Source organism: Tateyamaria sp. Alg231-49 (assembly GCF_900143535.1).
Classification (GTDB): domain Bacteria; phylum Pseudomonadota; class Alphaproteobacteria; order Rhodobacterales; family Rhodobacteraceae; genus Tateyamaria.
In genome coordinates, this window is the sequence record NZ_FRFA01000002.1 from 225,874 (window position 1) to 246,496 (window position 20,623).

General features: G+C 55.9%; 18 protein-coding genes. 13 read left to right on the forward strand and 5 right to left on the reverse strand.

The features are described from left to right. Nucleotides 1-34 precede the first annotated feature (34 nt). On the reverse strand, nucleotides 35-1,015 hold the full coding sequence (locus DHN60_RS04745; protein ID WP_108836135.1) for an ABC transporter ATP-binding protein: 981 nt from the start codon (nucleotides 1,013-1,015) through the stop codon (nucleotides 35-37). Nucleotides 1,016-1,250: 235 nt separating this feature from the next. Between DHN60_RS04745 and DHN60_RS04750 the strand changes: the two genes are divergently transcribed. After that, complete coding sequence (locus DHN60_RS04750; RefSeq protein WP_108836136.1) at nucleotides 1,251-1,961, forward strand: GntR family transcriptional regulator; 711 nt, start codon at nucleotides 1,251-1,253, stop codon at nucleotides 1,959-1,961. Between the two features lie 308 nt (nucleotides 1,962-2,269). On the opposite strand, the gene DHN60_RS04755 is transcribed toward DHN60_RS04750, so the two are convergent. The 4 genes from DHN60_RS04755 to DHN60_RS04770 all read right to left on the reverse strand — a co-directional run bounded on the left by DHN60_RS04755 (nucleotide 2,270) and on the right by DHN60_RS04770 (nucleotide 6,786). Then, the gene (locus DHN60_RS04755) at nucleotides 2,270-3,877 is read right to left on the reverse strand and encodes an amidohydrolase family protein (protein ID WP_108836137.1); all 1,608 of its coding nucleotides are present in this window, start codon (nucleotides 3,875-3,877) and stop codon (nucleotides 2,270-2,272) included. 12 nt (nucleotides 3,878-3,889) lie between these two features. Next, nucleotides 3,890-5,179, reverse strand: a complete 1,290-nt coding sequence (locus tag DHN60_RS04760; RefSeq protein WP_108836138.1) for a TRAP transporter large permease — start codon at nucleotides 5,177-5,179, stop codon at nucleotides 3,890-3,892. Then, the gene (locus DHN60_RS04765; RefSeq protein WP_108836139.1) at nucleotides 5,176-5,715 is read right to left on the reverse strand and encodes a TRAP transporter small permease; all 540 of its coding nucleotides are present in this window, start codon (nucleotides 5,713-5,715) and stop codon (nucleotides 5,176-5,178) included. Before DHN60_RS04765 ends, DHN60_RS04760 begins: the two co-directional genes overlap by 4 nt. Before the next feature lie 72 nt (nucleotides 5,716-5,787). Beyond that, nucleotides 5,788-6,786 (reverse strand): TRAP transporter substrate-binding protein, encoded by a 999-nt coding sequence (locus DHN60_RS04770; protein ID WP_108836140.1) that lies wholly within the window; start codon nucleotides 6,784-6,786, stop codon nucleotides 5,788-5,790. Between the two features lie 156 nt (nucleotides 6,787-6,942). Here DHN60_RS04770 and DHN60_RS04775 point away from each other — a divergent pair, with 156 nt between their 5' ends. The 12 genes from DHN60_RS04775 to DHN60_RS04830 all read left to right on the forward strand — a co-directional run bounded on the left by DHN60_RS04775 (nucleotide 6,943) and on the right by DHN60_RS04830 (nucleotide 20,545). Next, nucleotides 6,943-8,568 (forward strand): amidohydrolase, encoded by a 1,626-nt coding sequence (locus tag DHN60_RS04775; RefSeq protein ID WP_108836141.1) that lies wholly within the window; start codon nucleotides 6,943-6,945, stop codon nucleotides 8,566-8,568. Then, nucleotides 8,565-9,446 carry a GTP-binding protein gene (locus DHN60_RS04780; RefSeq protein WP_108836142.1) on the forward strand — a complete coding sequence of 294 codons (882 nt, stop codon included), beginning with the start codon at nucleotides 8,565-8,567 and terminating at the stop codon, nucleotides 9,444-9,446. Before DHN60_RS04775 ends, DHN60_RS04780 begins: the two co-directional genes overlap by 4 nt. A 200-nt stretch (nucleotides 9,447-9,646) precedes the next feature. Further along, nucleotides 9,647-10,408, forward strand: coding sequence for a cyclic nucleotide-binding domain-containing protein (locus tag DHN60_RS04785; protein ID WP_108836143.1), 762 nt, complete (start codon nucleotides 9,647-9,649; stop codon nucleotides 10,406-10,408). Nucleotides 10,409-10,797: 389 nt separating this feature from the next. Continuing rightward, nucleotides 10,798-11,211, forward strand: a complete 414-nt coding sequence (locus DHN60_RS04790; protein ID WP_108836144.1) for a c-type cytochrome — start codon at nucleotides 10,798-10,800, stop codon at nucleotides 11,209-11,211. Between the two features lie 296 nt (nucleotides 11,212-11,507). After that, a complete protein-coding gene (locus tag DHN60_RS04795) occupies nucleotides 11,508-12,110 on the forward strand; it encodes a response regulator transcription factor (protein WP_108836145.1) in 603 nt (200 codons plus the stop codon). Nucleotides 12,111-12,292: 182 nt separating this feature from the next. Beyond that, complete coding sequence (locus DHN60_RS04800) at nucleotides 12,293-13,540, forward strand: polysaccharide pyruvyl transferase family protein (RefSeq protein WP_159089116.1); 1,248 nt, start codon at nucleotides 12,293-12,295, stop codon at nucleotides 13,538-13,540. Nucleotides 13,541-13,544: 4 nt separating this feature from the next. Further along, on the forward strand, nucleotides 13,545-14,783 hold the full coding sequence (locus DHN60_RS04805; protein WP_159089117.1) for an oligosaccharide flippase family protein: 1,239 nt from the start codon (nucleotides 13,545-13,547) through the stop codon (nucleotides 14,781-14,783). Next, nucleotides 14,780-16,039 (forward strand): Coenzyme F420 hydrogenase/dehydrogenase, beta subunit C-terminal domain, encoded by a 1,260-nt coding sequence (locus tag DHN60_RS04810; protein WP_108836148.1) that lies wholly within the window; start codon nucleotides 14,780-14,782, stop codon nucleotides 16,037-16,039. Before DHN60_RS04805 ends, DHN60_RS04810 begins: the two co-directional genes overlap by 4 nt. Beyond that, on the forward strand, nucleotides 16,036-17,013 hold the full coding sequence (locus tag DHN60_RS04815) for an acyltransferase (RefSeq protein WP_108836149.1): 978 nt from the start codon (nucleotides 16,036-16,038) through the stop codon (nucleotides 17,011-17,013). Before DHN60_RS04810 ends, DHN60_RS04815 begins: the two co-directional genes overlap by 4 nt. Before the next feature lie 3 nt (nucleotides 17,014-17,016). Continuing rightward, on the forward strand, nucleotides 17,017-18,327 hold the full coding sequence (locus DHN60_RS04820; protein WP_108836150.1) for a hypothetical protein: 1,311 nt from the start codon (nucleotides 17,017-17,019) through the stop codon (nucleotides 18,325-18,327). Nucleotides 18,328-18,350: 23 nt separating this feature from the next. Further along, the gene (locus DHN60_RS04825; RefSeq protein WP_234423519.1) at nucleotides 18,351-19,292 is read left to right on the forward strand and encodes a glycosyltransferase family 2 protein; all 942 of its coding nucleotides are present in this window, start codon (nucleotides 18,351-18,353) and stop codon (nucleotides 19,290-19,292) included. Further along, nucleotides 19,289-20,545, forward strand: coding sequence for a glycosyltransferase family 4 protein (locus DHN60_RS04830; RefSeq protein WP_234423520.1), 1,257 nt, complete (start codon nucleotides 19,289-19,291; stop codon nucleotides 20,543-20,545). Before DHN60_RS04825 ends, DHN60_RS04830 begins: the two co-directional genes overlap by 4 nt. The last annotated feature ends 78 nt before the right edge of the window (nucleotides 20,546-20,623 follow it).

Genomic DNA, 20,623 nt, shown 5'->3' on the forward strand with positions numbered 1-20,623 from the left:
GACGAGTCTTGGGTTTAGGTAGAAGCGCCGCAGTTCATGCGGTCAGTTTGTGTTGATCTTTAGAGTCCCAGTGCAGACCGATGCGGTCGCCGGGTGTGTGTGGGTTCGCGAAAAAGGTGGAGTCCGGGATCAGGGCGAGGATTTCTTGGTCGCCTGTGATCATTGCGGACAGCGATACATGGGTGCCCTGATATTCGATGGCGGTCACATTGCCCTCGACTGCGCCATCTGTCGGCGCGCTGATCGAAACCGCATCCGTGCGGATTGCAAAATGTCCGTCTGGCAGGGCCACGACGTTATGCCCGCCCATGAACTGCGCGACGAACTGGGTCTGTGGCGCGTTAAAGACGTCGCGTGCGGGCCCTGCCTGTTCAATCACCGCGTTGTTCATCACGATAATGTCGTCTGCCAACGCCAACGCTTCGTCTTGGCCGTGTGTCACGTGGATAAAGCTGATCCCGAGTTCCTTTTGCAGCTTACGCAGCTCGCCGCGCATGCGAATGCGCAAGAATGGATCAAGGGCAGAGAGGGGTTCGTCGAGCAGTAAAACCTGCGGGCGGGTGATCAGCGCGCGCGCGAGGGCGACGCGCTGTTGTTGCCCGCCAGAAAGTTGATCGGGCAAGCGGGCTGCAAGGTCTGTCAGGTCCACCAGCTCCAGCATTTCGCGCGCTTCGGCGTGCCGTTTGGCCGTGTCCACGCCCTTCATTTTGAGGCTGAAGGCCACGTTATCGAGAACACTCAGATGCGGAAACAAAGCATAGTTCTGAAACATCATCGCCGTGCCACGTTGTGCGGGCGGCAAGTGCGAAACATCGCGACCATCCAGCACGATCGACCCGTCGCTGACGCTTTCGTGGCCTGCGATCATGCGCAGGGTGGAGGATTTCCCACAGCCGGACGGACCCAAAAGACAGGTGTAACTATCTGATTTGAAACAGTAGTTGATCGCATCCACAGCAACTGTCGCACCATAGCGCTTGGTCACCGACACCAATTCTAAGTCTTGATTGCTCACATTGCCCCCGGCTTAAAGTTGGGGCCAGCAGTGCTTTTGGATGCGGATGACACAATGATTTTGGGACTTGGCGGGCAGTATTTTAGAGCGAAAGCCTGTTTTTTGAGCGCGCATTAGTCCCTACGATGAAGGATTGCGCACAATATTGTATGCAATATGCGGATGCATTGTTGGATATTCTAAATGGGTTGTGTCTCGAATCTTGCTCTGGCATCCCGTCTTTCAGGAGACCGTCATGACCCTGACCACCGCGAAATCCGTTGCCGCCAACGCCACTGCAAATACTATTGCCCAAGCATTGTCACGGGCCATTCACGAACACCGTTTGGCCCCCGGCACCAAGTTGGGCGAGGATGAGTTGTCTGATATTTATGGGGTCTCGCGGACAATCGTGCGCACAGCTCTGCAATCGCTTGCGCATCAACAGATTGTCGAAATCAAACGCAACCGTGGAGCGTTTGTCGCGCAGCCCAGTCTGGCCAAGGCCCAGGAGGTCTTTGAGGTCCGCGAATTGCTGGAGCCGCGCACTGCAAGGGCTGCTGCGTTGCATGCCACACCGGCCGATATTGCGCTGCTTAAAGATCACATCACCCAAGAACACGCCGCAATGGACGCCGGTGAAAGTGGCCGTGCATTGTACCTGTCTGGGAAGTTCCATTTGGAAATAGCTCGGATGGCGAAACAGCAGACCATTGCGGACATTATTAATGTCCTGATCGCGCGTTCATCGCTGATCATCGCGCTTTATTGGCGGCGCGAAAGTGCTTTGTGCGAGAGCCAAGCGCACCACGCCTTGATCAATGCCATCGGGGACAACAATGGCGCACTTTCAGAAGAACTGATGCAAAGCCATCTCGTCGACCTGCATTCTGCGCTTAATCTGAAGGAATTACCGGCAGTCGAGCAGGACTTGCGGGCCATGCTTTTGGGGGATGCCAAGCCCTGAAGTGACTTTGTGGTATTCAAATCCAGTACACCAGAAGGCGCAACGATCTATCCTCAAAACCAAGTTGCGAGACACTCGGTAAGTGGACGTTATTGTAAAAGCAGGCGATGGTGGCTTTGTCCCTCAGCTCGGTCATTACTGCAGGCCTCAGTGTTCGGCTTTTGTGTCTAAACGAGCCACTCACCCGCGATCATAATGCGTATGAGTTGCGGTATTGAACTCCGCCGCCCATTGCCAAAAACTGCCGTTCTTGTGGCGGGCAGGATGTCGCCATCCAAATTCCACTCTGGGCAAACACCGTCCGCTGGCTAGTTCTTGAATTCCCTCAGAACTTGGCCCGCATTTATCGATGTGCGCTCGCCGTTTCGCATCGAGAGCTTTCCGTTCACCAGCACGTGCGCGATGCCTGACGCGTAGCGTCTTGGATGTTTCGCCGTAGCATTGTTCGCAATCACTGACTTGTCGAACACGCAGATATCCGCGTGATAGCCGGGTCTTAAGCGGCCGCGTTCTTTGATCCCAAGTCGGTCAGCGGGGATCGAGCTGATTTTGGCGATGGCTTGCGCCAGCGTCAGAACCCGCCTGTCTCGCACGTAATATTGTAAGAACCGCGCCGCCCATCCATAGCCTGACAATGAGCCGATATGGTCCTTCAAGATGCCGTCATTGGCGATCGCCACAGTGTCCGAGATCACCGCGCATTCGTCCTGTTCAAGGCACAGGTCCACGTCGGAATTTCGGAAAGACTTGGATGACCACATGCACGCCATCATGTTCTCACCTTCCTCAAGAAGGATATCAAGCACTGCATCATAAGGGTGGCAGTTCCGCATACGCCCTATCTCGGCGAAATCCATGCCAACGATGTCTTTGTTCTCGGTGGCGTTCAGCAAAATTATGTCAGACCATTTCTCGGCCTTCACGATCAGCCACATGGGCTGTGGGTTTGCCTTGATCTTCTCGCGCGCCTCTGGATCGGCAAGCCGTTTCATCACCTCGTCGATGCCCCCCGCTTGTGCCCACGAGGGCAGAATGGCGGCCATCAGAGTGTGGTTCCAATCGTGCGGGATGACATCAAAAGCGATGTCGCAGTCATAGCGGCGCGCAAGGTCGATCATCTCGAGTGTGTGTTCCATGGCGTAATCGGGCGCGCCGAACTTGGGTTGGATATGGCTGATCTGCAGTTTTGCACCTGATTGCCGCGCCGTGGCGATGGCTTCGCCGAAACCGAGGTCGTAATGTGTGTCGCGGTTGCGTACGTGGGTGGCATAGAGCCGCCCGCGTTTGGCTGCCACTTCACACATGGGCACAAGATGCTCGGGTGCCGCGAGGATGCCGGGGAAATACTCGAGCCCCGAGGAAAACCCGCCTGCGCCCTCATCCATGCATTGATCGACCAGCCGGGCCATCTGAGCGACCTCATCGGCCTCACCTGCGCGCAGGTCACCGCCGAGGATTGCGCGGTGGATCGTGCCGTGACCAACAAAGGCCATGACGTTCACACCTAAATCCGTTTCGTTCAGCACGTCGAGGTATTCGCCAAAACCGTGCCAGTTTTTGTGTTTGGCATCATTCGTGTGCCAGGGCGCGACGCGCTTGATCTGGTCATAGCTGACGACCGGTGCGCAGGAGATGCCGCATTGCCCGATCACCTCTGTCGTTACGCCTTGATGCACCTGACTTTCGGCGCGACCATCGGCGATCAGGGTGAAATCCGAATGGGTGTGCATGTCCACGAACCCGGGAGAGACGCTGAGCCCTCCGACCTCTATAACCTCCGCCGCGTTTGCATGGTTGATCTCACCCTCAGGCGCGATCTCAGCAATGCGGCCGCCCTTGACTGCAACGTCACCAACAAACCCCTGAGCCCCGGTGCCGTCGAACACTTCACCACCCTTGAGAATAAGATCGAACATGCCTTTGCCTCCCTAAAGTGCAGGCCCGTAGAGCCAATTGGGCAAGATTGTCGCGATGTCCGGGAACGCAATCAGGATCAGCATCCCCACAATGTAGGCCGCGATAAAGGGCAGCACGGCAACCGATATACGCTCGATGGAGATGCCCGAAATCCGCGCCGCAACGGTCAGGTTGGCACCCAAGGGTGGCGTTAGAAACCCAATCTCGCAGGTGATCACCGTGAAGATACCGAACATCACCGGGTCAACACCCAAAGAAAGCGCGAGAGGCAGGAAGACTGCTGTGAAAAGAACGATCTGCGCAAGGCTTTCCATAAAGGTACCGATGAAGATGTAGAAAATCCCAATCAGCAGCAAAACAAGGTACTTGTTGGTAGTGAGCGCCGTGATGCCTTCTTGCACCGCGCTGGGCACATCATAAAACGCAGTCAGTTGTCCAAAGGCCAGCGTCGGCGTCAGCAGGATGAGAATCCCGGTTAGCAGTGCCGTGAACCGCAGCGCGTCGATGATCTTTTTCAGCGTCAGTTCGCGGTAAATAAATAGGCCGACGAAGAGAGAGTAGAACACCGCCACGCCTGCCGCCTCTGTCGGGGTGAATGCTCCGCCGTAGATACCGCCTAGAATGATGACTGGTGCGCCGATGGACCATTTCCCCTCCCATGCGGCCCTCAGGAACGGCCCCCATGAGAACGGGTCGCCATCTCCGCCGTAACCACGCCGTCTCGCGATGATGTAGGTGGTGATCATCAGGAGGACAGTCACCATGAATCCCGGCAAAATCCCTGCAAGAAACAGGCGGGGGATCGAGGTCTCTGAGACCAGCCCGTAGATGATCAGTAGGTTCGAAGGGGGGATGAGACTGCCCAATGCGCCCGCGCTGGCGGTTATTGAAGCGGCGAATGGCACGTCATAGCCTTCGCGTTTCATCGCGGGCACAGTGACGGAGCCGATGGCGGCGGTCGTTGCTGGACCTGAGCCTGAAAGGGCTGCGAAGAGCATACAGGCAAAGACTGTGACCAGCCCCATGGACCCGCGATAGGCCCCGACGAGGTTTGTCGCGATTCCGATCATGCGCGTGGCCATGCCGCCCACTTCCATCAATCTTCCTGCCAGAACGAAGAGCGGAATGGTGAGCAGTGGAAATGGAGTGAGAGACCCGTAGCCCGTCTGCGCCAGCAGGGTGTAGGGAATGTCGATGATGTAGATCGCCACCGCCGTCGTGAGTCCGACTGCGACGAACAACGGGATGCCCATGATGGTGAGCACGACAAAACAGATGGCGATGATTGCAAGAGGACTCATATGTGTGCTTCGTCCTCTGGCACGCCGTCGTCGCCGTTTTCGTGCAGCATGCCTGGCAGACCATGCATCCCGTCATGCCACCAGGCCACGTAGGTTTGAGCCAGTCGCAGCAGCATCAAAGCATAACCAATCACCAGGATTGTTTGCGGGTAGAACTGGTTGATGCCGAGGCTTGGTGAGGTTTCTGGGAAACGCCAGAAAATGTAGAGGTAGTCGTAGCTGACCTTCAACATGAAGACGCAGAACAAGGCCCACAAAATATCAGCGATCACGATGACGACTTTGCCAAAGCGCTCGGGCAGTGACTGAACAGCCACCATGATACGGATGTGGAAACGCTCACGAACGCACAGTGAGGCGCCGGTGTATACCGCCCAGACCATCGCCATTGAGGCGGTTTCTTCCGTCCAGTGCAATGCCACTTCAAAGATGTAGCGTGCGACGACCTGCGCGAATACGGCCACCGCTATGATCACGAGGCAAGTACAACAGATCAACTCTTCGATGTGCCGTTCGAGCCATCTTAGGGCTTGCATTGTGTGGGCTCCTTTGGCCTTGAGCAGGCACGGTAAAAGGGGGGCGATCCGCCCCCCCTTGAAATGCCTGCTTTATTCGGCTGCGGCCTGGATCATTTTGACCAACTCGACGAACTCGGCTCCGCGCTCTTCGGCAAACTTCGCCTGAACACCCTTGGCTGCTTCGACAAAGTCGGTCTTGTCTGGGTCCGTCCGTGCCATGCCGCCTTCGGTGGCCAGCCAGGTGCGGACTTCTTCAGTTTCGGACGCAACTTGCTGCGCAAATTCGGCGCCCGCGTCGTTGGCCGCACGTATGATCTGTTCGCGCTGCTCATCGTTCAGCTTTTTCATAAAGTTGTCCGATGCAAAAAGCGGCGCAAAGGCAACAAAGTGCTCGAGAATGACCAGATGCGGTTCGAACTCGTAAAACTTCATGTCGCGAATAAAGGAGGTGCCGTTGTCACCGCCATCTACTGTGCCGGTTTGCAGGGCCGTGGGCGTTTCTGACCAGGCCAGCGGTACCGGGTTTGCGCCAAAGGCTTCAAAGGTGGCGATCATGACTTCGTTCTTGGGAACGCGGATCTTCAGGCCGTCCATGTCCGCCATCGTATTGACCGGGCGAACGGAGTTGTAGAAGTCGCGGTAGAGTGCGGGGCCAAAGGCCAGCATGTGCACACTTGTGTCAGTCTGCAATTTGTCCTTCATCATCTGCCCGACTTCACCATCAAGCACTTTGGCCAGATGCTCTTTGTTCTGGAAAATGTAGGGCAGAACGGTGACGTCCATCAGCGGCCAATGTGGAGAAACATTATTGGCTGTGATGAAAAACCCATCGACTGTGCCCAATTGCATGGCCTTAAATGCTTCGTCCTCAGAGCTGATCTGATTGCAGCAGCGCAGTTTTACGTCGATGGAGCCGTTGGTGTACTCCTCGGCCTTCGCTTCAAAAATCTTGCCAAAACGACCATAGAGCGACTCTTCCGGTGCGCCAAAGCCCACGTTCATAGTCAAATCCGCGGCTGCTGCAGGCAATGCCATAACGCCCGCCAGCATCATGCCAGCCGTGGTTTTCAAAACAGTTCTTCTGATCATTGAGGACCCCCTATTAGGATGCATTTTTTGGATTGTTGCGGCGCATGCCAACTTGAGCCGAGCATGCAACAACGTGTTGCGTCAAGGCTTTTGATGCAGACGGCCATGGACCCAGAAACGGTTTCAAGCCAGTGTAACTGACGAAGGTGAGGGACTATGACTGACATACATGTGATCAAAGCGCGCAAAATTCTGACCATGGATCGCGCGGTGCCAGAGGCAACGCATGTCGCAATCCGGGATGGGCGCATACTGGCTGTGGGAGATGCCACTTGCGCGGAGCAGTGGGGAAACTTCACTGTCGACGAAAGTCTGTCAGATGCGGTTCTGCTACCTGGCTTTGTCGAGGGTCACGCACATCTCATGGCGGGCTCTATCTGGGAACATACATATGTCGGCTATCATGACCGGACTGATCCGGAAGGGACCTTTTGGCCGGGTGTTTCCTCGACCGACGAAATGGTCAAACGTCTGAAAGCGGTGGCGGATCATGCGCCTGAGGGGGCCCCTGTGTTTGGCTGGGGGTTTGACCCGATCTTTTTTTCCTCCGAACGCCTGAGCCGTAAACATCTCGACAAGGTTTCACCGGATCGACCTGTGGCAGTGTTGTTTTCCAACTTCCACCTTATGTGCGTGAACTCCGCCGCTTTGGAGCTGGCCGGGTATGACGCAGACACCCAAGCCGAAGGTGTGATCAAGGGAGAAGACGGTGCACCGACTGGTGAGTTGCAGGAGATGGCCGCAATGTTTCCGGTTTTACGCCGGATAAACATTGATTTCCGGTCTCTCTCTCAAAGCGAGGCGGCTTTGGAAAGTTATGCAAAAACCGCCGTGCGGGCCGGGGTCACGACGATAACAGACCTGCTCTCCATGATGGAAGACGAAGATCTTGACCAAATGCTGACTGTGACCGGGCGAGATGAGTATCCTCTACGATTGGTCCCGGCGATTGCGGCCAATGGAACCCCAACGCAGATCGCAGACAGGGCGTTGGACCTGAGGGGAAAATCGACCGACAAACTGCGTTTGGGCGCGGTAAAGGTAATGACCGATGGGTCGATACAGGGGTGGACCGCCCGCGTGCGTTGGCCGGGTTACGTTGGCGGCCAGCCGAATGGTTTATGGAACGCCGCACCTGACGAGATTTTTGCGATCGCTGCAGAGTTGCATGCCCGCGGCGTTCAAATGCACATCCATGTGAATGGCGATGAGGCAGCAGAAGTTTGTCTGGACGCGCTCGAAGCCGCGGCGCGGCAATCCCCATGGCCCAGTGCCCGCCATGTGCTGCAGCATTGCCAGATGATGGATCAAGCGCTTTTTCGGCGTGCGGCTGAAATGGGGGTGGCGTGCAATATCTTTGCAAATCACCTCTGGTATTTCGGCGATCAGCATGCGGCATTTACCATTGGGGCGGACCGGGCGCGCCGCATGGACGCGGTGCGTACGGCGCTTGCGGAGGGCGTATGCTGCGCAATTCATTCGGATGCACCGGTCACGCCGTTGGGGCCGCTGTTCACGGCGTGGTGTGCCGTTAATCGATTGACGATGAGTGGCGTGGTATTGGGAGAGGGCGAGTGCATCACCGTGGCAGAGGCTTTGGAACTGATCACACTTGGTGCTGCACGAACGCTGAAACTGGACGGCGAGATTGGCAGTATTTCACCGGGCAAAAGGGCGGATTTTGCCATCGTCGGTGATGACCCGTTCGCTGTTGATAAAACACATCTCAAAGATGTTCCCGTATTGGGGACTGTGTTCGGTGGGCAGATAAACCTGGTATGAAACCGCTCCCGCTTTCCGTCATCGGTGGATACCTTGGAGCGGGCAAGACCACCCTTATCAACCGGCTTTTGGCGGGTGATCACGGGCTGCGCCTGACTATTCTGGTAAACGATTTTGGTGCGATCAGCATCGATGCGGCACTTTTGCAGTCGGTCAGTGAGGATACGATCGAACTGACCAACGGTTGCGTCTGCTGCACTCTCTCCGGAGATCTTTTTTACGCAGTGGGCGATATCCTCGAGCGGCAGGTTAAGCCCGATCACCTGTTGATCGAAGCCAGTGGCATCGCGGACCCGTCAAAAATCGCGAGTGTGGCGTTGGCGGAAAAGGATCTGCGATACAGCGGCATTCTGACCGTGATTGATGGCCTGAACTTTGCTCAGCACATGGCGGATTCCAGGATTGCCCCTCAACTGTCCGCGCAGGTCCAATGTGCCGACATGATCGCAGTCAGCAAGACGGACCAGCTTGATACTGAATTGGCCAGAACGCTCAAGGATATTGGCGTCACCAATTGGCTCAACGCAGACGACATTGGTGCACTGTCGCGCATTCTGTTTGAACCTGAACTGCCGCGAGAATTGGCGGCTTCCTCTCAGGCCGCGCATCCGCGCTATGTGACGTGGTCTTCGAACATTTCCGCGCCTTTTACCGAACTGGAACTGCGCTCACTCATTGCCCGCATACCGCCGGAGATATTGCGACTGAAAGCAATCGTACCAAATACGGCAGGCGGTTTTTTTGAGGTGCATGTGGTCGGAACCGTCAGGAACTTCACCAGACGGTCAGATGCCTCGACGCTCGGTGTCATTGCGATCGGCCTTGAAAACACCCTGAGGCTTCAATCCGTTGAAGAGTGGTGGAGTTCAAGGGTGTAACCCGCGACTTTTAACCATGCGGTTTCTTTGGGCGCCCATTGGGGCGCCTTATTTTTCGAGTGTTCGCGGCGTCTGAATGCAAAAACGCTCGAACCTCCTGCTCCACTGTATGGGCACAGCAGACATTCATCATTTTTTTGATCGAGAGCTTTGAGCCCGAAACTGTCGTTTCTTGAAATGCCTGGGGCCAACCTCTAGACATGATGGCAACGCGAGTTTCGACCGCCGTACAATCAGGTTTCGGTTGCCCTTTAGAAGTAGAATTGGCTTTGGATTATTGGATAGATGCCGCATTTTCGACAGGCGGCTTGGTTGGGCACCTTTCGTATATCCTTCTCGTAGTATCAATGATGATGCGAGATATCTCGGCGCTGCGATTGCTGGTGATTGCTTCGGCACTTGCGGGAATTGCGTATGATCTGATTTGGCTGCGCAATCCGGTAGGCGTTTTTTGGGAGGGCTTGCTGCTTCTTGTCAACGTCGTGCAGCTTTACCTTCTGTGGCGAAAGAACCGAAGCGCACAGTTCACTCAAGAGGAAGCCCAGTTTGTTTTGACACGTCTAAAGGGATTGTCGGCAGGGCGATGTCGAGACTTTTTCGACATGGGGCGATGGGAATATCTGCCTACAGGTTCGGTTTTGACACGACAAAACGAACGGCCCGAGTTTTTGGTATACCTTTCAAAAGGAACTGCATCGATCATCGTCGATGATCAGGAGGTCGCATCTGTTCAAGAAGGCCACTACATTGGTGAGATGTCTCTTTTGGGTGATGGCAATGCCAGCGCGACTGTCATTGTAACGGAACCTGCGCGCGTGTGGCGGATTGAGGCGGAAAAGATTGAACGGTTAATGCAGGATAGACCGAATATTGCGAATGCATTGCAGGCTGGGATTGCGGTCGACATGCGGCGAAAAATTGTTGCCCTAAACTCTGTAGTGACAACAGGCGAACGCCCTTAGCATTCAAAGATATCCGATGAGTAAGTGTTTGCTTGGTCAGCCCCGCAATTTTGGACACAGAGCGCGGGGAGTGCCTGCTTCGAGCTCAAGTTACAAGAAATTCAGAAGACTCAACAGGTGCTCGAAACCTCATCGAGACACGACTGTCAGTCTAGGCTTCGCACAGACCAATCTGATTGAGAATGTCGGATCGACATGATCCAAGTTCCAAGCGCCCAAACTGTGGGGGCTAAGTCTGCATCCTGCGCAGAACTTGCATCGAAAAATAAGAAAAACGCGCGGCAAACAGATTAGAAATCAAAGTTAGGAAACAGCCGCAGTTGATCAGGATCAACGTATTCTTTTAACGTCGCACTAGGTTTTAGTAACGTCGTGGAAGAAGGCCAAACGTGAAGCATCTCGTGTTTCTTATCCCCCTCATTGTTCTGGGCTCTTCGTTGGAAGCCGATAGTGCAGGCGAAACCCTGTTCTTGGAGAATTGCGTTTCCTGCCATGGTGTCACTGGGCACGGCGACGGAACTGATGCGAAGGGGCTGGGCACACCTCCGGCGGATTTGACCAAGATTTCTGCGCGTCGTGGCGGTGTTTGGCCGATGCTGGAGGTCATGTCGATCATAGATGGCTATTCCCAAAACACACTTCCGCGCGAAGATATGCCAGTCTTTGAGAGTTTTTTGGACAATGAGATGGTCGAATTCGATACCGGAAACGGTGTGGATATTCTGGTGCCCAGCAAGTTGATGGAAATCGTGAACTTTCTTGAAACTTTACAAGACCCCGCACCGACGCGCTATGTGCCTTAAAGGGTGTATCAGAACGCAGCGTTCTGGTTACAGCAGTGCGCTTCGTTCGCGGCGCCCAGAACCTCTCCGTCGCAAACCCATACTGCCGGAATCGTAAACAGGGACTGCGGTCCGAAATCGATCGGGAATAGGCCTGCTAAGTGAATCCTGTTTGCTCCCGCTTCGAAAAATATTGAGTTGCTCGGAAATTCGATGTTAAGCGCCTAAGAAGTAAGCATAGTAAGAACGCCCTGTTTGAAGTTGCTGATAAACAGTTTATGTTTCGTCAACGAGTAGTGTTATGCGAGTTTTGTGACATGCGAATACTGATAGCAGATGACCACGACCTCGTGCGCGAAGCCATCGGTGCATTCTTGATTGCAGAGGGCGATTGTGAAGTCGTAACGGTTGGAACGCTCACGGAAGCCATTAAAGTTGTCAAAGAGCAGGGTGCGTTTGATCTGGTGATGCTGGATTATAACATGCCGGGAATGAATGGCCTTGAAGGCTTGCAGAAAATGATTGCAGCCAACGAAGGCAATCCGGTGGCAATCTTATCCGGCACGACAACCAAAGCGCTTGCAGAAGAAGCGTTTTCGCTAGGTGCTGCCGGGTTCGTTCCTAAAACACTGGGTGCCAAGTCGATGATAAGTGCGGCGCGATTCATGGTGGCTGGTGAAATCTATGCTCCGTTCAATTTCATGCAAAAGAAGGACGACGCATCCGGCGATCTTTTTACGAACCGTGAACTTGAAGTGCTGCACGGCATTTGCCGGGGGCAATCGAACAAGGAAATTGCAAGGGATCATAACCTGCAAGAAGCGACGGTGAAGCTGCATGCCAAAACGTTAAGCCGGAAGCTGGGCGCAAAGAATCGAACCCATGCCGCGATGATCGCTCGCGACAGAAATCTGCTTTAATCCTCGAACCCCGCGCCTCTCGGCCGTTGGTGTGATCTGGCGGATTTCTGCGGCTTGCGCGCCTGCGACCTAGCCAAAAGGATAGGAGACACTAGCCGACTGGCCTTTCGCTTGCCCTGTTGCGCAGCGGACAAGTCTCTTCTCTCTCAAGTATGTGTGTGAACGTTAATTGGAGAGTTCACATGTTTACTTTGCTGAATGCGGCACCGGATACGGGAAACCAGGGGGTCAGCGCGCTATGCCACTCTGTCGTGTCGGGGTTGGTCGGGCGCGGCGCTGAACGTATTACTGTCGCCGATCATGGTCGCGGTCAGCGTCAGGCCGACTGGGGGTACACAACTGTTGACCTTGTCGGATTGACGCACAACCGCCGTTTCTGGCGCGGTGACAGTTTGCGTACGGCGCGTGCGATGGCGCGCATCGGCGGTGGGATTGGTGCCCCTGCACGCGTAATCAAGCGGTCCAAAGCCGTACTGGATATTTCTGGCGGCGACAGTTTTACAGACATATACGGGCGCAAACGTTTCGAAGCGATGGCACTGACAAAGCGCATGGCGCTGGATGCAGGCGTGCCGCTGATCCTTTTGCCGCAGAAGCTTGGCCCCTTCAAAGACAACGCTGCAGCGACGGAGGCCGTAGATATACTGCGCAGGGCAGCTGCTGTTTGGGTGCGGGATGCACAGAGTTATGCGTTTCTTGCGGAAAAGTTGGGCCGCGATTTCGATCCGCAACGCCATCGCCTTGCGGTCGATGTTGCAGTTGCCTTGCCGCAGGCCCGGCCTGCAAACTTGGACGCCAACCTCATGTCATGGTTGGCCGCAAACCGGGCGTTCCCGCTCGCGGGACTAAATGTGTCCGGATTGCTGTATAACGATGCTTCCGCTTCACGCCAAACCTTCGGTCTTGCAGACACACATGATGCACAGATCGAGGCCGTTGCGCGGGGGCTTTTGACGGCTGACCCCAAACTACGGTTGGTGTTGGTGCCACATGTTCACAAGAACGAAGCCGAGCCAGAAAGCGACGTGGCCGCCGCTCGAGCTTTGGTGCGGCGCCTAGGTTCGCTTGCCGAGAACCGTGTTCGCATCGTCGAAGGTCAACCAAGTGCAATGGAGCTGAAGTGGATACTTGCCCGGCTTGATTGGTTTGCTGGCGCGCGTATGCATGCAACGATTGGGGCTTTTTCATCGGGCGTCCCTACACTTGGCTTGGGCTACACGGACAAGGCTCAGGGCGTTTTTGATGAGTGTGACATCGGCAAGGATGTGGCTGACCTGCGCAAACTGGATGCGCGCGCGCTTGCTGACCGCGCTGTTGCATCATTCTCGGCGCGGGAAATGGACCGGGCAGGGCTAAGGTCCCGGTTGGACGGCATTCGCGCACGCGCCGCTGGAGAAATGGATGATATCGCACGGCAGTGCGGGATTTAATCTGATGGTTAGGCTTAGGTCTTCTGGTCGCGCGCTTGCGTGGGCGACGCCTGTTTTCGCGGAAGCAGCAGCACTTGGACGGTCTATTGCCTTCGCCTGGACTCTGGGACCCGACGAATTGGGCAAGGTGATGATGCTCGCGTTGACCGTCCGGCTGGTTGAAATGGCAAGCGATCTGGGCGTCGACCGGCTGCTTGTGCAAGCGCCCGACGGGAATTCAGCGACACTTCAGTCAAGGCTGCAGGGTGTCTTGATTGTACGCGGCGTTTTGACCAGCCTGCTGATTGTCGCAATCGCGCCGGTTTTGGCGGGCAGTTTTGCGGATGGACCCAACACGGCGAGCTATGCGCTGCTGGCGCTTGTGCCGCTCGTGCGCGGTTTCGTACATCTGGATTATCGGCGGGCTGAACGACAGCGCAGGTATGCCAAGATGGCGATGGTCGAAGCGGGAGCAACGTTCGCCATGACTGTGTGCGTCTTGCCTGCCGCATGGCTGACAAATGATCACCGCGCCATGTCCTTGGTTCTGGTCACGCATTCGGTGGCCTATACGGTGCTGTCGCACTTTGTTGCGCACCGCCAGTACCGACTGTGTTTTGATGCAGATACGATGGTGCGCTCATGGCGTTTTGGCGCGCCCTTATTGCTGAACGCAATCCTGTTGTTTTTTACCTTTTACGCTGATCGGTTGATCGTGGCAGGCGCTTATGATTGGGCAACACTTGCATTTTACGGTGTCGCGCTCCAGCTGGCGCTCATTCCTGCGCAGATCGTTGGACGGGCCGTAGCCTCCCTTGTGCTACCGCGCCTACGTCAAGCATTTCGTGACAACTGCTTGGCCGAGGTTTGGCAACCCATTGCAAGCTTTCATCTGATGTTGGCTTGCGCAATGATCGCAGGTTTCGCGGCGTTGGCGCCATCTGTCATCGGGGTCATTTATGGGGCTGAGTTCAAGCCAAGCGGCGTGTTGGCGCTGGCGCTTGGATGTGCGGCGGGGTTCCGAATTCTTCGAACGCCCTATTCGCAACTTGCCATCGCGAGCGGACGCACAGGCGATCCGGCTAGGGCAAATCTTTTTCGGGCGTTTGCTCTTTTGCCGGCAGGTGTCTTTGCGTTTCTTGGCGGGCCTCTAACGGCGATTGCAGCAGCCGCGGCGCTGGGCGAGGCGGGGGCCACGCTGCGCGCAATACAATTAGCTAAAACTCATACTCAAAGACTTGACCTGCAGGAGGCCTTGGTATGACCACGGACCCGATTTCGAAAATTGTCGCATGCAATCTGTGCACCGGTTGTGGTGGCTGCGCCGGTGCCTTTCCTGAATTTATCAAGATGGTGGACGACGCTGAACATGGACGCCGTCCAGTGGTTGATGCATCCGCAGAAGGCCAGCGCGCGGCAGTTGCGGCCGCAAACTATTGTGCAGGTGGCGGCACGGACTGGAACAGCCTTTCCCTGCAAGACGAAATTGATCAGGCGTGGGGGCCAGTGCTTGCAACATGGGAAGGGTGGGCTAGCGATGCCGAGATTCGGCACCGCGGATCATCCGGTGGTGCGGTTACGGCCTTGTCGCAATTCGCGCTTATGAGCGGTATCGCATCCGGCGTCGCTCATGTGGCTGCCAAACCGCAGGACCCTCGCCTGAATGAAGCGGTCATCAGCCGAGATATGGATGGCCTGATGCGCGGAGCAGGGTCTCGCTACGCACAGGCAAGCCCTGCCGAAGCCATTGGTGAGATTAGACAAGGCAATGAGCAAATTGCCTTTGTCGGCAAACCTTGTGATGTCGCATCGGTCAGTAAGGCCATGCAAACCGACCCCCAATTGGGAAGGAAAATCCCGCTTACGATAGCGATCTTCTGTGCCGGGGCGCCAAACCTTTCGGCAACTCAAAACCTTCTGGATCGTCTGGGTGTGCCAACAAACGCGCGCCTGACGGACTTGCGTTACCGCGGCAAGGGCTGGCCAGGGCTCATGCAGGCAGAATGGGAGGACAGCGCGGGCGTCCGTTCGATCAGCCAAGGCATCACCTATGCCGAAGGGTGGGGCAAAATCCTGCAATCAAGTCGCCGCTGGCGCTGCCGGGTTTGTGCTGATCACACTGGCGCTTTCGCGGATATCTCTGTGGGTGACCCGTGGCATGCACCGCCAGACGGCGATATGGATGCCGGACGCTCGCTGATCGTGGCACGCACCGCACGCGGGGTGGCATTCGTCGAAGCGGCCATCGCCGCGGGTGTGCTGGTGGCCGATGCCCAATCGCGGGATGTCATTGCGCGGGCTCAGCCCAATCTGAGTGCCACGCATGGGGCCGTTTGGGGGCGTCGTGTAGCTATGCGGGTGCTTGGGATGGTAGCCCCTGTGGATCGCGGTCAGCAGATTTTTGGGCTGTGGCTCAAGCTGTCGTTCAGGCAAAAAGTGCAATCGGTCCTCGGGACTTGGAAACGTGTTTTCCGCGAAAGACTCTGGCGGCCGGTTGACGTCGCGAGGCGTAGCCAATGACGCTCGGGCAGGCATTGCGGTCCCAGTGCTCCAGCAATCTTGATGTGCTGCGGGTCGTTCTGGCTGTTTCGGTTATCATCAGCCATGCTTGGCCGCTTGCCTTGGGGCCTGGCACGCCTGAACCGCTAGAAGGGCTGACGGGGAGGTCGCTTGGCGGTTGGGCGGTTGGGCTCTTTTTCTTTATGTCCGGCATGCTGATTACGGGCAGTGCAACACGCAGTGGGAAGACACGTTTCTGGACAGCGCGGGCGCGCAGAATCCTGCCCGGCCTGAGTGTTGCCTTGCTCGTTACGCTTGCTATTGCGTTGGCAAGCGGTGCTGTGCCGCGGTTTTCCGAAATGGTGATTTGGTATCTCCGGGCGCTCTCTCTGGTGTCGATCGAACATCGCCTGCCCGGAGCCTTCGCCGGCAACCCTTTCCCCGAAGTGGTAAATGGCCCGCTCTGGAGTCTGTTCTATGAGGTCGCGGCATATTGCGTATGTGCTTGCTTTGTTTGGGCGGGCTGCGCGTACAACAGGTGGGCGGTTGCCGTCCTGCTGGCTGTCGCGGTCTCAGGGGCACTACTTCACGATCTCATCCCCGGACGCCTTGGTGTCTTTGCCCCACTCTTTGCGGCCTTCGCTTTCGGTATGGCAGCCTATCTCTTTCGTGAGCATATCCAGCTGACGCCCCGTGTTGTCATTGTCTGCTTGGGTCTTACGGCTCTGTTGCCATGGCAACTCGCCGTTGCTCCTGTCGCTTTGATCATGCTGACACTCATCATGCGCGCGCCGATCGTGACACTACGGGGCGATACGTCTTACGGGCTGTATATCTACGGTTGGCCGGTGTCTCAGGCGATTGTTCATTTGTCCCCCGGGGTCACACCAGTTGTGCTGGCCGTAGTGACCGTTCTGTGCACCATTCCATTGGCGTACCTGAGTTGGCACCTTGTTGAACGGCCGAGCCTGAGCGCGCGCCGCGCGGTGTTGTAAAAAATGACCCAGACCGGCACAGCATCAAAAACAGTCTTCGGCGTACCTGTCCCGGTTGCGCTCTTTTTCATCGCGATGATGTTGCCGACCGCCGTGTCGGTGAACCTTGGCGGGTTGAGGCTCTCTGCCTATCGTGTTGTTTTGCTTGTCATGATCCTGCCAATGCTTTTGGATCTTGTGTCCGGTCGGCGCGGGCGGGCGCATGTTTTCGATTTTCTTGTTTTAGCGCACTGCGGATGGGCCCTCTTGGCATTGATAAACTGGGGTGGCGTGGCACAGGGCATCGAATCTGGCGGCATCTATATCGTTGAATTTGCAGGTGCCTACCTCTTGGGCCGCCTGTACATCCAGTCATATGAGGATTTCGCGGCCATGGCGCGGGCCTATGTCGGATTGGTCCTCGCCACACTCGTGTTTACAGTACCCGAAGCGTTGACCGCTATTCACATCTTGCACGATGGCATTTCCGGAGCCGTAGGTGGACCCATGGCGCCCTATATTGAGCCACGCATGGGGATCGAGCGTACGTTTGGACCATTCGATCACCCGATCCTATACGGTGTGTTCTCGGCATCATCCTTTTCGCTGGCTTATTTTGTGATAGCCAAACGTCAACTGATGAATTTCTCAGGGATGGCAAAAGTCGTCGGTGTGGTGCTCGCCACTTTTATGTCGGCGTCGGGCGGGCCTTACCTTGTGCTGATGATGCAAGGGTTCGTATGTGCCTGGCAACGCGTGCTTGGCGACGTGCAGGGCAGGTGGGCCGCTCTCTTTAGCTTGTTTGCATTGGCATACGTTGCGATTGACCTCTTTTCGACGAAATCGCCGTTGCATGTCTTTGTGAATAATTTCACCTTTTCACGAGAATCCGCCTACAACCGCATCCTGATTTTCGAATTTGGTAGCGCCGAAGTTGCGCGGTACCCGATATTTGGAATTGGGCTTGGCGACTGGGTGCGGCCTGTGTGGATGTCAGACAGCATGGACAACTTCTGGCTGGTTACGGCTGTGAGATATGGTTTGCCTGCTCTCTTTTTGCTTTTGGCCTTGCTGCTTGGTCTGGTCTGGACGGTTGGACAGCGCAAGAACCTACCACCAGAATGGCGGCGCGCCCGTCACGCTTGGGCGTTCACTCTGTTCGGCATCACCGTAGCCGCGGCCACGGTTCATTTGTGGAATGCGCTTTTTGTGCTGTTTCTATTTTTGATTGGAGCGGGAGCTTGGCTTTTGGACGCAAAGCCCGACCCCAAAAAGGGTCGGATGACGCAGGCCAGCTTTAAACTGCCATTCAGGCCTGCCGCGCGCCTGTTCTGATTTTATTGAGTAAAGGAAATCCCATGGATCTTTCGATCGTCATCGTCAATTGGAACACGCAGGATCTGCTGCGCGATTGTCTGCGTTCCGTGCACGCTGGTTTGGGAAACCTCAAAGCAGAGGTGCTTGTCGTTGATAATGCATCGACCGACGGCTCATGCGATATGGTCATCAGTGAATTCCGGGAAGTTAAGTTGATGAAAAGCAAATCCAATCTGGGGTTTGCGGGAGGGAACAATTTGGCGCTGCGACTTGCGCGTGGTCGCTATGTTCTGTTGCTGAATACTGACACGTTAGTGCACGGGTCGGTGCTGCAGGATGCAGTCACGTGGCTGGACGAAAACCCGCTATGCGGCGTTATGGGGCCTAAGGTTTTGAACACGGACGGCACTGTGCAGCCCTCTTGTAGTGCCTTTCCTTCCTTGTGGTTTCTGGCAATGCAGACCCTCGGGTTGACTCGGTTCCGGCGCTTCGATGCTTACCGGATGACGGGATGGGACCGGTCTTCGGAACGACAGGTCGATGTCATTTCTGGCGCGGCGATGTTTGTGCGTTCCGCCGCAATGGCGCAGGTCGGCCTTCTGGACGAGGCCTTCTTTTTCTATGGTGAGGAAACGGATTGGTGCCGACGGTTTGCCAGCGCAGGTTGGCAGATCTTGTTCGCGCCGATACCCGCGATAACGCATTTCGGCAATGGCTCAGCCAGTAAACTAAATCACAAACGGGATGTTCTGATGACGGAGGGCACAACCCGCCTTCATCTCAAACATGGTGGTCCGCTCGCAGGTGTCCTGTGTTATCTCATCCTGACATCCCACAACATTTCAAGAGCCGCTTTCTGGTCGCTGTCTCGCCTGTTGAACCGTCCCGGAGCTGCCGCGCGGGCGCGCCATTTTTGTAAGGTATCTGCTAGTTTTCACAAAGCCTGGCCTGGCGGCGCGACCCGAAAGGCGAAACACTCGTGAAAGTTCTGATCATTGCACCCAATGTCGACGCTACGGATGTAGGTGAGGCATTTGTCGCGTTCAAATGGGTCGAGGCGCTCTCTCGGATTGCAAATGTGACCGTTTTGGCATTCCAGCGTGCGGGCAGACCTGATCTGGCTGGACAGCTGCCAAATGCCCGCGTCGTGACATGGCCGGAGCCATCTTGGGCACGTCGAAATGAGCGGTTGAATGCGATGCTGAAACCCGCGTGGCCGGTGTTTTCCACCCATGTACGCAAGTGGATGAAATCCGCAGTGCTTGCTGGCGAAGATTTCGACATTGCGCACCAACTGATGCCTCAGGCTGCGCGTTATCCATCACCGCTTCGTCATTTTGAGGTTCCTTACATAATAGGCCCGTTGGGTGGTGCTATGGATACTCCGGAGACGTTTCGCGATGAGGCCGCAAATGCGCCTTTGTTCACGCGTCTTCGGGCGCTTGACCAATATCGGTTCCGCTATGATCCGTTGTTACGCAAATCTTATTCACGCGCCGCCTGCATCCTTGGCGTTGCACCCTATGTCGAGGATATCCTGGCAGACATACCGTTGCGCCGGTTCGAACCCGTGCTTGAGCTTGGGGTCGATGATGTCGAGCAGGCAAGACCCCGGACAGGACAGAAAGATCAGCTCCGGGTGCTGCACGTCGGGCGTGGTGTTCGGACCAAGGGCTTGCGGGATACGGTCCGGGCAATGGCGGGCCTCAAAGACCTACAGGGCGTGACCCTCACCAGCGCAGGCTCGGGGGAAGAAATCGAAATCTGTCGTGCAGAAGCAAAACGGTTGGGCGTTGCAGATCGGGTCACATTCAGAGGTAAGATTAGTCGCGAAGAGGTCGAGCAACTCTACTCGTCGCATGATGTGTTCTGCTTCCCATCTTTTCGCGAACCTGCCGGCGGAGTATTGTACGAGGCCATGCGCCATGGCCTACCCGTCATCGCCGCTGACCGTGGCGGTCCTGCAAGTATCATTGATGCATCGTCTGGCGTTCGTATTCCGGTCACAGAGCCGGTCCAATTTGCACAGGATATCAGCGCAGCACTGCGCCAGTTTGCGCAGTCACCTGCGCTTAGAACACGGCTTGGCGAAGGCGCGCGGGCCAAGGTCTTGGACGAGGGGCTTTGGTCTGCGAAAGCAGATGGGTTGATTTCTCTCTACAAAGATATTCTTGAGTGCCCTTCGGTTCCGACTCCTACCCGAAAGGTTAGTTCCGCTACTCCTATAGTGTGCTGAAGTTCTTCTTTTACGCAGTAACATCAATGGGTTGATCTGGGTTATCCAATGGTTGTCATGAAGAACAGTCAGTAGGAT

Bases quoted from the DNA above. Each gene is read 5' to 3' on its own strand.
- DHN60_RS04750 (WP_108836136.1), top strand. From the start codon at position 1,251: ATGACCCTGACCACCGCGAAATCCGTTGCCGCCAACGCCACTGCAAAT.
- DHN60_RS04755 (WP_108836137.1), bottom strand. From the start codon at position 3,877: ATGTTCGATCTTATTCTCAAGGGTGGTGAAGTGTTCGACGGCACCGGG.
- DHN60_RS04760 (WP_108836138.1), bottom strand. From the start codon at position 5,179: ATGAGTCCTCTTGCAATCATCGCCATCTGTTTTGTCGTGCTCACCATC.
- DHN60_RS04765 (WP_108836139.1), bottom strand. From the start codon at position 5,715: ATGCAAGCCCTAAGATGGCTCGAACGGCACATCGAAGAGTTGATCTGT.
- DHN60_RS04770 (WP_108836140.1), bottom strand. From the start codon at position 6,786: ATGATCAGAAGAACTGTTTTGAAAACCACGGCTGGCATGATGCTGGCG.
- DHN60_RS04775 (WP_108836141.1), top strand. From the start codon at position 6,943: ATGACTGACATACATGTGATCAAAGCGCGCAAAATTCTGACCATGGAT.
- DHN60_RS04780 (WP_108836142.1), top strand. From the start codon at position 8,565: ATGAAACCGCTCCCGCTTTCCGTCATCGGTGGATACCTTGGAGCGGGC.
- DHN60_RS04785 (WP_108836143.1), top strand. From the start codon at position 9,647: ATGATGGCAACGCGAGTTTCGACCGCCGTACAATCAGGTTTCGGTTGC.
- DHN60_RS04795 (WP_108836145.1), top strand. From the start codon at position 11,508: ATGCGAATACTGATAGCAGATGACCACGACCTCGTGCGCGAAGCCATC.
- DHN60_RS04800 (WP_159089116.1), top strand. From the start codon at position 12,293: ATGTTTACTTTGCTGAATGCGGCACCGGATACGGGAAACCAGGGGGTC.
- DHN60_RS04805 (WP_159089117.1), top strand. From the start codon at position 13,545: ATGGTTAGGCTTAGGTCTTCTGGTCGCGCGCTTGCGTGGGCGACGCCT.
- DHN60_RS04810 (WP_108836148.1), top strand. From the start codon at position 14,780: ATGACCACGGACCCGATTTCGAAAATTGTCGCATGCAATCTGTGCACC.
- DHN60_RS04815 (WP_108836149.1), top strand. From the start codon at position 16,036: ATGACGCTCGGGCAGGCATTGCGGTCCCAGTGCTCCAGCAATCTTGAT.
- DHN60_RS04820 (WP_108836150.1), top strand. From the start codon at position 17,017: ATGACCCAGACCGGCACAGCATCAAAAACAGTCTTCGGCGTACCTGTC.
- DHN60_RS04825 (WP_234423519.1), top strand. From the start codon at position 18,351: ATGGATCTTTCGATCGTCATCGTCAATTGGAACACGCAGGATCTGCTG.